Annotated in this window: 16 protein-coding genes; 8 read left to right on the top strand and 8 right to left on the bottom strand. The window is 56.5% G+C overall.

Going from position 1 to position 12,601, the window contains the following annotated elements:
• Positions 1-83 precede the first annotated feature (83 nt).
• Positions 84-1,415, top strand: coding sequence for a trigger factor (gene tig, locus AC2FJF_RS04915; RefSeq protein ID WP_282151585.1), 1,332 nt, complete (start codon positions 84-86; stop codon positions 1,413-1,415).
• A 96-nt stretch (positions 1,416-1,511) separates the two neighbouring features.
• On the opposite strand, the gene AC2FJF_RS04910 is transcribed toward tig, so the two are convergent.
• The 7 genes from AC2FJF_RS04910 to rpsF form a co-directional block, all read right to left on the bottom strand.
• Complete coding sequence (locus AC2FJF_RS04910; RefSeq protein ID WP_496723453.1) at positions 1,512-2,363, bottom strand: acyl-homoserine-lactone synthase; 852 nt, start codon at positions 2,361-2,363, stop codon at positions 1,512-1,514.
• A gap of 97 nt (positions 2,364-2,460) precedes the next feature.
• A complete protein-coding gene (locus AC2FJF_RS04905) occupies positions 2,461-3,162 on the bottom strand; it encodes a LuxR family transcriptional regulator (protein WP_058274014.1) in 702 nt (233 codons plus the stop codon).
• Between the two features lie 214 nt (positions 3,163-3,376).
• Complete coding sequence (locus AC2FJF_RS04900) at positions 3,377-3,865, bottom strand: transglycosylase SLT domain-containing protein (RefSeq protein ID WP_496723451.1); 489 nt, start codon at positions 3,863-3,865, stop codon at positions 3,377-3,379.
• Between the two features lie 153 nt (positions 3,866-4,018).
• Positions 4,019-4,375, bottom strand: coding sequence for a hypothetical protein (locus AC2FJF_RS04895; RefSeq protein WP_496723449.1), 357 nt, complete (start codon positions 4,373-4,375; stop codon positions 4,019-4,021).
• A gap of 239 nt (positions 4,376-4,614) precedes the next feature.
• Complete coding sequence (gene rplI, locus AC2FJF_RS04890; protein WP_058277502.1) at positions 4,615-5,235, bottom strand: 50S ribosomal protein L9; 621 nt, start codon at positions 5,233-5,235, stop codon at positions 4,615-4,617.
• Between the two features lie 12 nt (positions 5,236-5,247).
• On the bottom strand, positions 5,248-5,475 hold the full coding sequence (gene rpsR / locus AC2FJF_RS04885; RefSeq protein ID WP_005982441.1) for a 30S ribosomal protein S18: 228 nt from the start codon (positions 5,473-5,475) through the stop codon (positions 5,248-5,250).
• Between the two features lie 27 nt (positions 5,476-5,502).
• A complete protein-coding gene (rpsF, locus tag AC2FJF_RS04880) occupies positions 5,503-5,856 on the bottom strand; it encodes a 30S ribosomal protein S6 (protein WP_082637099.1) in 354 nt (117 codons plus the stop codon).
• 284 nt (positions 5,857-6,140) lie between these two features.
• Between rpsF and AC2FJF_RS04875 the strand changes: the two genes are divergently transcribed.
• A complete protein-coding gene (locus AC2FJF_RS04875) occupies positions 6,141-6,659 on the top strand; it encodes a hypothetical protein (RefSeq protein WP_496723447.1) in 519 nt (172 codons plus the stop codon).
• A 128-nt stretch (positions 6,660-6,787) separates the two neighbouring features.
• The gene (locus tag AC2FJF_RS04870; protein ID WP_109311412.1) at positions 6,788-7,360 is read left to right on the top strand and encodes a YceI family protein; all 573 of its coding nucleotides are present in this window, start codon (positions 6,788-6,790) and stop codon (positions 7,358-7,360) included.
• Between the two features lie 59 nt (positions 7,361-7,419).
• On the opposite strand, the gene AC2FJF_RS04865 is transcribed toward AC2FJF_RS04870, so the two are convergent.
• Positions 7,420-8,646 carry a cytochrome b/b6 domain-containing protein gene (locus AC2FJF_RS04865; protein ID WP_496723444.1) on the bottom strand — a complete coding sequence of 409 codons (1,227 nt, stop codon included), beginning with the start codon at positions 8,644-8,646 and terminating at the stop codon, positions 7,420-7,422.
• Positions 8,647-8,807: 161 nt separating this feature from the next.
• On the opposite strand from AC2FJF_RS04865, the gene fabD reads away from it, so the two are divergent.
• The 5 genes from fabD (at position 8,808) to AC2FJF_RS04840 (ending at position 12,515) form a co-directional block, all read left to right on the top strand.
• On the top strand, positions 8,808-9,746 hold the full coding sequence (fabD, locus tag AC2FJF_RS04860) for an ACP S-malonyltransferase (protein WP_496723442.1): 939 nt from the start codon (positions 8,808-8,810) through the stop codon (positions 9,744-9,746).
• Between the two features lie 42 nt (positions 9,747-9,788).
• Positions 9,789-10,526, top strand: coding sequence for a 3-oxoacyl-[acyl-carrier-protein] reductase (gene fabG / locus AC2FJF_RS04855; protein WP_496723440.1), 738 nt, complete (start codon positions 9,789-9,791; stop codon positions 10,524-10,526).
• A gap of 209 nt (positions 10,527-10,735) precedes the next feature.
• Positions 10,736-10,969, top strand: coding sequence for an acyl carrier protein (locus AC2FJF_RS04850; RefSeq protein ID WP_005982462.1), 234 nt, complete (start codon positions 10,736-10,738; stop codon positions 10,967-10,969).
• Between the two features lie 139 nt (positions 10,970-11,108).
• On the top strand, positions 11,109-11,648 hold the full coding sequence (locus AC2FJF_RS04845) for a GNAT family N-acetyltransferase (RefSeq protein ID WP_496723438.1): 540 nt from the start codon (positions 11,109-11,111) through the stop codon (positions 11,646-11,648).
• 123 nt (positions 11,649-11,771) lie between these two features.
• Positions 11,772-12,515: a 1-(5-phosphoribosyl)-5-[(5-phosphoribosylamino)methylideneamino]imidazole-4-carboxamide isomerase gene (locus AC2FJF_RS04840; protein ID WP_496723436.1), complete on the top strand. Its 744-nt coding sequence runs from the start codon at positions 11,772-11,774 to the stop codon at positions 12,513-12,515.
• Positions 12,516-12,601 lie beyond the last annotated feature (86 nt).

Genomic DNA, 12,601 nt, shown 5'->3' with positions numbered 1-12,601 from the left:
CGTAAGCGGCTGGGCAAATAGAAGGCGTCAAATTTGCCCGGCGCGCCGTTTTGCGCGCCCCGAATCCTATGGGGACTACCATAATGCAGGTTACTGAGACGCTGAACGAAGGTCTGAAACGCGGCTACAATATCATCGTATCCGCAGCCGAGCTGGACGACAAAGTTAACGAGAAACTGGTCGAAGCGCAGCCGGAAGTCGAAATGAAGGGTTTCCGCAAAGGCAAAGTGCCGATGGCATTGCTGAAAAAGCAGTTCGGTCAGCGCCTGTTGGGCGAAGCGATGCAGGAAAGCATCGATGGTGCGATGAACCAGCATTTTGAAGACAGCGGCGAGCGCCCTGCGCTTCAGCCCGAGGTCAAAATGACCAACGAAGACTGGAAAGAAGGCGACGACGTCGAGGTCGCAATGTCTTATGAGGCACTGCCTGCGATCCCCGAAGTTGACCTGAAATCGGTCGAGCTGGAAAAGCTGGTTGTCAAAGCAGACGACGCAGCCATCGAAGAAGCGCTGAACAGCCTGGCCGAAACCGCGCAGGACTTCAAAGCGCGCCGCAAGGGTTCGAAAGCCAAGGACGGCGATCAGGTTGTGATCGACTTTGTTGGCAAAGTTGACGGCGAAGAGTTCGAAGGTGGTTCGGCTGAAGACTATCCGCTGGTACTGGGTTCCAACAGCTTCATCCCCGGCTTTGAAGAGCAGCTGGTTGGTGTCAAGGCCGAAGAAGTCAAAGACGTCAACGTTTCCTTCCCCGAGGAATACGGCGCAGAGCATCTGGCCGGCAAAGACGCCGTATTCACCTGCACCATCAAAGAGGTGAAGGAACCTGTTGCTGCAGAGGTAAACGACGAGTTGGCGACCAAGTTCGGCGCAGAAGATCTGGCCGCGCTGAAAGGTCAAATCGCCGAGCGTTTGGAAGCGGAATATTCCGGTGCATCGCGCGCTGTTATGAAGCGTGGCCTGCTGGACGCGCTGGACGAGAAGGTCTCGTTCGACCTGCCTCCGTCGCTGGTTGAAGCCGAAGCCAAGCAGATCGCACATCAGCTATGGCACGAGGAAAACCCGGAAGTGGAAGGTCACGACCACGCCGAGATCGAGCCCACAGACGAGCACAACAAGCTAGCCGAACGCCGCGTGCGTCTGGGCCTGCTGTTGGCTGAACTGGGTCAGAAGGCCGAGGTTGAGGTCACCGACTCTGAGATGACCCAGGCGATCATGAACCAGGCACGTCAGTACCCTGGTCAGGAACGTCAGTTCTTTGAGTTTGTGCAGCAGAACGCTCAGATGCAGCAACAGCTGCGCGCGCCGATCTTCGAAGACAAAGTCATCGATTATGTCTTTGAACTGGCTCAGGTCGCGGACAAAGAAGTCAGCAAAGACGATCTGCAGAAAGCCGTTGAGGCACTGGACGAGGAGTAATCCTCGTTCGCCCATCCCCGTGGGCGCAAAAAAATACGGAGCCGTCTGAAATTAGACGGCTCCGCTTGGGTGGCTTTAACTTATGAGGTGAGGGGGTCAGGCCTCATGAGCAAAAGCACGGGGGGTTCTTAGCAGAGCGGTCTTCTGCTCTGGCGTGAAGCGGTCCGAAAGCGCTTCGATCAGTTTCAGCACTGATTCAACTTCGGCTTTCGATGTTGCCGAACTCATCTGTTCGACAAAGTATTTTTCCAACTGCGTCAGAGGCTGGTGGTCATAATTCGCGGCACTTGGCTTGGCCTTTGCCCGTTCAACCAGTTCCAAGGCCTGTTCGTCGGTCAGGAAGACATCGTGTTCAATGTCGGCGTAATCCCGAATTCCAGCGATCCGTTCATCCGAACAGTCCATAAGGGCGGCCATGGCCACAACCTTGCCCATCGGCTTGGCAGTTCCAAGATAATCGTAAGGCGCATTGCCGGACCGTTGCAGGACGCGGTTCATCACCGGGTCTATCACGGCGATAGAGTCCAGAACACCGGCCATCTTGGCATATTCGAACGAGCCGATCATTACCTCGCTGGTGACGTAAGAAACGGAGTTTTCTCCGCGTCCTCGCCCAAGCTTTTTGGTATCGACGCAAAACCGGGTTGCTTCCCAGACCTGAGCGCTGCGGATCGGCGGTTCGCCGTCCAGAATTGAATGAAAAACGTCGGACAGCATGTGTGGCCCGGTCGTTTGCAGTAGTCGCATGCACCCAACGACGTCCCCCTCGTCATTGATGCTGACTACATGTGCTGGATGAAGGTCGTCAAAATGGTCGCGTTCGCGCCCATCGACAATGTTTACATCCCAACCAAGGCGGTCGCCGAAAACGCGCGCGCGCAGTTTGTACATCTCGTCCAAGACATGCTTAAACTTATTTTGGTTGATACCATCAATTACGATGATCATTTCCATCCCCCTACAGTCTGGTTACCGTAAGGATGACGTTAACTTAGATTTGAGCTAAGACTATTGGGGGTTTCCCGTATTTTTTAATCTTTTTTGATTATCCTGGGGCAATTAGGCCCAATCCAATAGCTCTTCCAATGGCTTGCGGTGTTGTCAACGCGCCCATTTTTTCGCGGCCAGACCGCATGTGAACTTCGACGGTTCGGTGTGAAATTGACAGGATATCACCGATGTCCTGCTGTGATTTTCCATCCGCAACCCACTGCAGGATCTCTTTCTCTCGCGTCGAAAGAGCTGGTAAATAGAGCGCTTTGGCCAACAGGCCAGACTGCATCACGGTATCATGCGCTGTAACTGCGGCCATCTGCAGGTCCCCCATCACATGTTTCTTCAGCTTTGCCCACTCGGAATCCGAGCAATTTCGGGTCACATTCAGCAGGCCACATTCCCCGTACGGGCCACGTACCGGAACGGTTAAGCCACGGGAAGTAATGCCAAAATCATGCGCATCCCGAAAAACCGAATGGAACTTTTCGTCGTGATTAAATCTGCCCCAGTCCACCGGAGCGATGCTGAGCGCAGATTGATACAAGGTCGGATCGAAATGGTGGAAACCTTGGCTGCCATAGTGAATCTTCCATTCGTCCGGGTAGTTGGCATATCCCTGAACATCACCCTTTACAGGGTTAAAAGTGGCGTAAGATGCGTAATCGAATCCCAATTCATCGCAGACAGCATTAATTATGTCGGCTGCCGACTTTTCCTCGTGGTCGATCGCGGCCAAGTCTATAAGTTTCACCTGTCCAACCTTTGCGGCGGCAAATCTTTCCCCAAAGAAATGCCAAGTCTGTCCATTTCACCGAATACGTTGCGTCAACTGTGGTGCCTGACGCAAGCTAATTATACATATCGCTTAAGCATAATGCGTGGTTATGGCAACAGAATACCTTAGCGATTGCATAAGCCATTATTGCAACCTTTACGCTAATGACAAGTTATATCCTTACCCAACGTCACTCTGACCTTAGGCCAGTTTCAACCAGCATCCCGGCGGCCTTCGCCTCGGGGTAGTAACCTTTGGCATAAAGGAAGATAGCCCGCTTCTGGTCGCCATCTGACAAGAGCCACGCCCCACGCAGGTATTTTCCGGCGAACTCCAGATTGGTGTCTGCATCCAACAAACCCTGTGCGTTGCCTTTGTACCCCATGGATCGCGCTGTCGCGGGTAGGATCTGCAGCAACCCGTAATAGGGGCTGTTGACCGCCCATGGCCGGTGCGTGCTTTCCCTTATGGCGAGCTTGTGCAACAGCTCGCGTGGCAATTCATAATGGTCAGCCCACTTGTTGATTGAGGCGCGCAATTCAGGGGTTTCGTTGGGGTATAGCGGCGGATCAAAAGGGGCATTGCGAGAGCTCTGCTTGCCATCCAGGCCACCACAGGCAGCCAGGGCAGGTGCGCCGAGTAATGCAACAAGTAGAGCGCGTCGCGTGTAGTGGGGCATGTGTAGTCTCCGGATGGGGTTTGGGGCATGATAGTCCTGCCGAACGCAACCGCAAGCAGACAGCCAGCCCGCGTGCTGATTTATGCCGGGTCTCGCTGCGTCACAATCCGGTGCCAGAGTGTTCCTTATTGGTCAGCTCGGAAAGGCGGGTTGTCACATATCGACCTGGAACCACAAAATGATATCCGCAAACCAGGTCTTGTTCTCTGTCGCGCGAAACTGAACGGTGTTATTGATCCCCGGGTTCAGAACAGTTCCGGGGAAGGTCTCCCATAATCCACGAATGTCGCCGCCCGACATGGATGGGCCGTAGATAAAGGTATCGTTTATCTCGATCTGAAAGGCCCCTCCGGACGGCGTTGCCCAGGCTTTGAAGGCGAGGATCGGTTTCGCGCGGTTGGTTCCGATGATCAGGTTGGAAGGGATTGGGTCGCTGAAGGTTTGGCTTTCTCCGGGGTTTAAAGAGAATGAGCCGTCGTTCACAACGATGTAGTCGCACAAGGATGCCATGGTGATTTCTCCTGCCGGATCGCGGTCCGCCCAGATGCGCGATCACGCAATTTGCTAATAAAATGAACTTCAAAAAAATACGGCTGGGGCGGCAGGGGCCGCGTGACCATAGGATAGCACAATTTCCATCCAGATTCATGGTCGGGCCGGACGTCGCTCGTTGTCACGGCCTGAGGGTCGAACACAAAAAAAGGCCGCGCCTTTCAGCGCGGCCAATCAATCTTTCAAAAGTAGCCAGATCAGGCTTTGGCTTCGTCTTCCTCAGCCGGGGCCTCTTCGGCAACCAGATCGTCATCGTCAGAAGCTGCGGATCCGATATCGTCAAACAGTTCGGCGATTTCGAATTCTGCGGCGGCCTCTTCTTCGGCAGCCAGTTCCTGGATCGACTTGCCCGAAGCCTGCAGTTCGGCTTCTTCTTGCGAGCGGGCAACGTTCATCTGGATCTTGACTTCGACTTCGGGGTGCAGCTTGACCGCCAGCGAGTGCAGGCCCAGCTCTTTGATCGGTGCGATCAGAGCGATCTGCTTTTTGTCGACGGTGAAACCAGCTTCGGTTGCGGCATCTGCGGCGTCACGCGGGGTGACCGAACCGTACAGAGCACCAGCATCCGATGCCGAGCGGATCACGATGAACTGCTGACCGTCCAGCTTTTCAGCCAGAGATTCAGCTTCTTTCTTGGTTTCCAGGTTGCGCGCCTCAAGCTGCGCTTTTTGGGATTCGAACGACGCAATGTTGGCGTTCGAAGCGCTCAGCGCTTTGCCTTGGGGCAGCAGAAAGTTGCGGGCGTAGCCAGGCTTGACGTCAACGACGTCGCCCATCTGACCCAGTTTCGCAACGCGTTCCAGCAGGATAACTTGCATATCAGTCTCTCCTTACTTCACAGCGTAGGGCAGCAGGGCGAGGAAGCGGGCGCGCTTGATAGCACGGGCCAGTTCACGCTGCTTTTTCGCCGAAACGGCGGTGATGCGCGAGGGAACGATCTTGCCACGCTCAGAGATGTAGCGCTGCAGCAGACGGGTGTCTTTGTAATCGATCTTCGGCGCGTTGTCGCCCGAGAACGGGCAGACCTTGCGGCGGCGGAAAAATGGTTTTGCGGCCATGGTATATGTCCTTTCGTCAGGCGTTGATCAGCGGCGCTCGCGGCGGCCTTCGCGCTCGTCGCGCTTCTGCATCTGGACCGAAGGGCCCTCGTTGTGCTCGTCGACCTTGATGGTCAGAACGCGCATAACATCGTCATGCAGGCGCATCAGGCGCTCCATTTCCTGAACGGCGCCAGCGGGGGCGTCGGTCTTCAGGAAGGAATAGTGACCCTTGCGGTTCTTGTTGATCTTGTAGGCCATCGTCTTGACGCCCCAGTACTCGCTTTCGACGACGTTGCCGCCGTTGTCAGCCAGAACGGTGCCGAAATGTTCGACGAGGCTTTCTGCCTGCGCGTTGGACAGGTCCTGACGCGCGATCATTACATGCTCATACAGTGGCATGTGCACTCCTGTTTATATCAAGGCGCATTTCAAAGGCGGGGCCGGTTCGTCCTTCGCGACCCTGCCACGAGAGGCTGCGCGATTCTTAACTCTTGCGAAGGATGGCCCCATATACACCATTCGCGTCGGGGGGCAAGGGCCGTCACACATGCCTTGGTGAAGTCGCGCTATTTCCATTGCGCTGCCCAATTCCTGACTCTTTTCGGCTCAAAGTTGTTTTACATACCGGGAACTAACCGGACAGACCGAACCAAAGACGGCAACGTGAACTAGGGTACAGAGAAATGACCGCGATGAACACGAATACCATCGAGAAGTCTGCGAACAGCACGACTTATGATCAATCGGTTCCAATTCTTATCGCATTTGCGCCGAATTGGAGGGCACGCACTATTCTGGCACGCGTCGCCGGCGCGTTTTTGATCATTGTGGCGTTTTCCATGTGGCTGATGTCGGGTGCGGTGATGGCAACCGAGGTTTGGCCGATCAAGCTGGCTGCGTCGCTGACGTTCCTACTGATCGGTGTCAGCCTGCTGACCATTCAGGTGCTCGATGCGCGCCCCGATGCCTATTTTGATCCGATCCGCCGCGAAGTACGCGTGCTGCAAAAGAATGAAAACGGCCGTCCTCAGACAGTACTGCGCCGCAGCTATGACACCCTGGGTGGTGCCCGGTTCGATGATGATCAGGTCGAACTCTATGACGTGGACGGTAGCCTGCTGATGAAATTGCCGCTGCAATCGGCGGATGTTGGCCGAGCGCTGAAGGGCCAATTGAGCGGAAGTGTAACGATCTTCGCCTGATTTTCACTTCTGTTCATTTAGGAACAGAAATTGTTAGAGAATAAGTCTTGTGTGCCGCCCTTGGGCGGCACATTTTCTTTATCGAGCATTCCGATTGGTTTGCATTCACAACATTTTTGGAGATTTTCATGAAATCCACCCTTCTTGCTGCTGCACTGGCCGTATCGGCGACCTCGGCATTTGCCAGCGCCGAGAAATACGTTCTGGACCCCAGCCACAGCCAGGTAGTTTTCAACTACAACCACCTTGGTTTTTCCACCACGACTGGCATGTTCTCGGGTTTTGAGGGCGAAATCATGTTCGATCAGGAAAACCCGGCAGATTCCAGCGTGAGCGTGTCGATGCCAGTGGTCGAAATGATCACCGGCTGGAAGCCGCGCGAAGATCACTTCATGACCGAAGACTTCTTTGGCGTTGCCGAGGGTGACCTGATTTCGTTCACCTCGACCGGTATCGAAGTCACCGGTGAAAACACCGCGAACATCACCGGCGACCTGACCATGAACGGCGTGACCAAGTCGGTCGTTCTGGACGCCAAGCTGAACCAAGTTGGCGAGCATCCGATGGCGGGCAAGCCCTGGGCCGGATTTGATGCCACCACGACACTGGTCCGAAGCGAGTTCGACCTGGGCCAGTTCGCACCGTTTGTAAGCGATGAGGTTGAGGTTCGTATTTCGGTAGAGGCGCAAAAGGCCGAGTAAGCCTGCCGTATATGCAAAAAGAAACCGCCGGGACCCGTCAGGTCTCGGCGGTTTTTTCTTTACTCGGCTTGGGTGGCTGTCAGTTCAACGGCTACTTTGACGGCAAAGGCCAGCGAATCTTCGGTTGGCTGCGACGTGCCAACGTCATAGTCCAAACGGTTCAATTCCAATTCACCCTGCATTTTTGCCGTACCGTCCTGCAGGTCCAGCTCGAACGGCAAGACGACGTCCATGGTTTTGTCCCGGATGGTTAAGGTGCCGCGTGCCTCATAGGCCAGATCGGTCTTGAACAGTTCGGCGTTGAAATTTGCGGTCGGGAACTGAGCGCTGTCAAAGAAGTCCGATCCCATAGCCTGCTGTGTCACGGTGCCAATGGTCAATGAGCCGATGGCGATTGTCACATCAACAGCCCCGGCCGGTCCGGATTCCGCAGGGTCGTCGAATGTGATTGCCGCAGTCCAATCAGAGAACGCTCCGCTGACGGGGCTGCCCAACTGGGTGATCGTGATCGACAAAGTGCCTTCCTGCACCTGCCAGTCGGATTGCACCGCCTCCAGTTCGGCAGATGCATTATCACCGGTCGGATGTGCCGAGTAGGCTCCGTCGAACCACCCGATGCTAAGAGCAACAGCCCAGATCACGACTGCTGCGACGACGGGGGCAGGTGAGTGCCATTGCGTTGGCGGTTCCGGCAAATCCACCCGTCCTGGCATCATACGGCGCAATGTGCTGTCTTTGTCGATCACGTGATGCTTGAGCGCGCCAACGATATGCAAAACCAGAGCACCGACCAGCACCAGCATCAGGACGAAGTGTAACCCGGCGCTTGTTTCGGCCAACGCGGGGGATTTGGGCACAAAGGGCAAGTTCTGACCGAACGGCCAGAGGATCGGCGCAAACCCCTCGGTGGCCGCATGGTGAATCCAGCCTGTCAGGGGAACCAGAACCAGCGAGCCATACAACAGCCAGTGGACGGTTTCAGCCGCAAATGCCTCGGGCTTGTTTTCAGCATTGAGCAATCCCGGCTTGGGTTGGCTGATCGCCCACAAGATACGGGCAAGCGCCACGAAAAAGACCGTTACACCGACAGTTTTGTGCAGCGAAAACAGCTGCGCCGCCTGTTGCAGGTCTTCCGGTGTCGTTGGAATGGTCGGGTCTTCGATTGCGTGTGCCAGTTGGTTTGCAAACCACCCAATCGGCAGCGCCGTCAGAATGAGCAAGGCTGTCAGCCAGTGGAAGGTTTTCGAAACGCCTCCATAGCTTTGTGTGGTGTTGGCAAGGGGCATTGGTTTGCGACTCCGATCTGTTTGCTGTGGCCACCCTAAATGCAGCCGGGGCCGACACAATAGCCTCTGACGCACAGAATGCGTGTCAGGATGCAGAGCTTGTGCCGCTCGTTCACTCGGTTTACACCCCATCGCAACCTAACGTCATCCAAGAGGTTGCAATGACACGCGCGTTCGTTTTTCCGGGGCAGGGCGCCCAGACCATCGGTATGGGCAAGGCACTGGCTGAGGCCTACCCGGCTGCACAGGCTGTTTTCGACGAGGTCGATGAAGCGCTGGGTGAAAAGCTGAGTGACCTGATCTGGAATGGTGACATTGCAGACCTGACCCTGACGCAGAACGCACAGCCCGCATTGATGGCAACCTCGATGGCCGCGATGTGTGCGTTGGAAGCCGAAGGTGTAGCCGTCACAGATGCTGCGTTCGTGGCGGGGCACTCGTTGGGGGAATACTCGGCGTTGGCCGCTGTTGACGCGCTATCGGTTGCTGATACGGCGCGTCTGCTGCGCACCCGTGGTCAAGCGATGCAAAGCGCTGTGCCAGTTGGCGAAGGCGCGATGGCCGCCATTCTGGGGCTGGACCTTGAGGCCGTGCGCGCAGTCGCAGAAGAGGCAGCGCAAGGTGAGGTCTGTCAGGCCGCGAACGACAACGATCCTACTCAGGTCGTTGTTTCAGGCGCAAAAGCAGCCGTGGAACGCGCCGCCGAGATTGCCAAGGAAAAAGGCGCAAAGCGCGCTGTAATGCTCCCTGTTAGTGCTCCGTTCCATTGTGCGCTGATGCAGCCTGCTGCCGATGTGATGGCAGAGGCACTGGCCGCGGTGGAAATCAAGGCTCCGGCGGTTCCGCTGATCGCCAATGTGCGGGCTGAGGCTGTCAGCGACCCGGACCTGATCCGTCAGTTGCTGGTCGAGCAGGTCACCGGGTCAGTGCGCTGGCGCGAGAGCGTGCAGTACATGGCGACGCAGGGCGTCACCGAGACTTGGGAGATCGGCGCAGGCAAGGCGCTTTCGGGGATGATCCGCAAGATCGACCGCGCGATTGCTGGCAAGGCTGTCGGCACGCCGGATGACGTGCAGAATGTGGTTAAGAGCGAATCATAAGAGCAATGTGCGACGCAAGTTGCGCTGCAAAAGGAAGATCGAATGTTTGATTTGACAAGTAAGAATGCGTTGATCACCGGTGCATCCGGCGGGATTGGCGGCGAGATTGCGCGCGTGCTGCACGGTGCGGGGGCCACGGTTGCGTTGTCGGGCACTCGTGTCGAACCGCTCGAGGCACTGGCCGCCGAGCTGGGTGAGCGGGCGCATGTCCTGCCGTGCAACCTGAGCGACGGTGAGGCCGTTGCGGCGCTGCCAAAGCAGGCGGCCGAGGCGATGGGCTCAGTTGATATTCTGGTCAACAACGCCGGGATCACGCGTGACAACCTGTTCATGCGCATGTCGGATGACGAATGGCAGAGCGTGATCGACGTGAACATGACCTCGACCGCCAAGCTGTGCAAAGGCGTCCTGCGGGGCATGATGAAAGCCCGTTGGGGTCGGATCATCAACATCTCGTCCGTGGTTGGCGCCACCGGCAACCCCGGTCAAGCAAACTATGCCGCATCCAAGGCGGGTATGGTCGGTATGACGAAGTCGTTGGCCTATGAAGTTGCCAGTCGTGGGATCACGGCTAACGCGGTTGCGCCCGGCTTCATCACCACAGCCATGACCGACAAGCTGACCGACGATCAGAAATCGGGCATTTTGGGGCAGGTTCCCGCCGGTCGCATGGGCGATGCGTCGGAAATTGCGGCGGCTGTTCTGTATCTTGCCAGCCCCGAAGCCGGATATGTTACCGGAACCACCTTGCATGTTAACGGCGGTATGGCCATGTTGTGAGCGCGGACAGGGGCAGGTGCGAAAGCGTTTGCCTCGCGCGTTGTCTATGCTATAGGCGGCGCATAAATGCTGGGGTCGACCAAATGGTCGGCCTTCTACTTTCCCGGTCATCCGGGACCCAACCGCCCGCACCGGGCAAATCAAAGCCAGCCTGAGCGGGCAAGGGCAGAACCGGGCACTAGGCCCTGAAAACGGAATGAGGAATAGACATGAGCGACGTCGCAGATCGCGTTAAAAAGATCGTTGTTGAGCACCTGGGTGTTGAAGAAGACAAAGTGACCGAAAACGCGTCCTTCATCGACGATCTGGGCGCAGACAGCCTGGACACTGTTGAGCTGGTTATGGCCTTCGAAGAAGAGTTCGGCATCGAAATCCCCGATGACGCAGCCGAGACCATCCAGACATTTGGCGACGCCGTCAAATTCATCTCGGAAGCTTCCTAAAGCTTCAAAATAATTAAAAAGCGGCGCTTCCGGGCAACGGAGGCGCCGTTTTTTTGTGCCTTGCCCAATTCCGCCTTGCAAGGTGCCGTATTCGTTCGCAACCTTTTACCCGAGGCACATAATTCAGAGCGGGAAGGGCATGATAAGATCCACCCCGATGATCAATACGGCCCGTTTGACGCTGAGCGGCATGCGGCCAGAGGATTTCAACCGGTTCGCCGAGATTTGGCGCAACCCATGCATCGTGCGACATATCGGCGGCAAGCCGCGGTCGCGCGGAGAGGCGTGGGATTCATTCCTTCGAAATGCCGGGCACTGGCAAATGGCCGGTTTCGGGCAATGGGCCGTGGTTCAGCAGTCGAATCGGCAGATGATCGGGCAGGCGGGGTTCTTCTACGGTAACCGCTCGATCGGCGAAGATTTTGACAGTTTCCCCGAGGCAGGCTGGATTTTGGTCCCCGAGTCACAAGGGCAGGGCTTGGGGTTAGAGGCCGCGCAGGCCGCGCATGATTGGTTTGACCGGATCATGCCTGGGCCATTGGTTGCAATGGTGAATTCGGAGAATTCTGCCTCGCAAAAGCTGGCGAACAAGCTGGGGTATGCCCCGATGCGTGAATGCGCGTACAATGGCAGCGACGTTACGCTACTGCGCCGCAATGGTCCGCCGCCGCGCCACTGACAATTTGAGACTTCCTGAATGCCGCAAACCGAACTTGGTTTGCCGATCCTGGTAAAAACGGGCTGATGTTCCGCGTGTATGGTACTCTGGATTTGCAGAGCGATTGAGCGGAGGAGCAAGCTCATGAGGATTTACCCCACGATGGAATTGCAGAACGGCCGGTGTGTCACACTGGACAAGGGCCGTCTGGACGACGCGATGATCTGGCATGTGAATCCGGCGGACACGGCACGCAGCTGGTCTGCGGCTGGTGCCACTTGGATGCACCTAACGGATTTCGATGCAATCGAAGGCCGCGACACCAACGCCGAATTGGTAGAGGAAATCATCCGCACGTCTGAGATGTCAGTGCAACTGGCCGGCGGTATGCGGACGCGAGAACAGGTCGAGTATTGGATCGACAAAGGCGCGGGACGGATCGTGATTGGCACACTGGCGGCCTGGGACCCGAATCTGGTCAAGGAGCTGGCCAAGCTTTACCCGGACCAAATCGTTCTGGCTGTGGATGTCTGGCAAGGACAGGTCATGACCGAAGGCTGGCGCAGCCAGAGTGCGTTTACGCCGGAAGCATTTATTGAGGCGTTCGAAGGTACGCCCTTTGCGGCAATTCTGGTGACCGATATCGACAGCGACATCGAAGACGTCGACGCGCAGCTGGGTCTGATCTCGGGTCTGGCGCAACTTTCGCGCACACCGGTAATCGCCAGCGGTGTCGTTCGGACATCAGATGACATCTCGCGCCTGGCCTATGTGCACAACATCTCGGGCGCGTTGGTTGGACGGGCATTGTTCCGCAAGACGGTTGACTTAGCGAATGCGCTTGATGTGGCCGAACAGGCTCACGAGCCGGTCGCTGAGTTCCAGTAAGTTTACCCCACAAGATATTGCCCCGGCTCTTTCAAATCTGCGAAAGGGTCGGGGCAAATTGTTTCGGCACAACCCGCACGGACGGA

This window comes from Ruegeria sp. CDSB013 (assembly GCF_059611165.1).
Note: the sequence above shows the minus strand (reverse complement) of the source record. Positions and strands in the feature narration are given on the sequence as shown.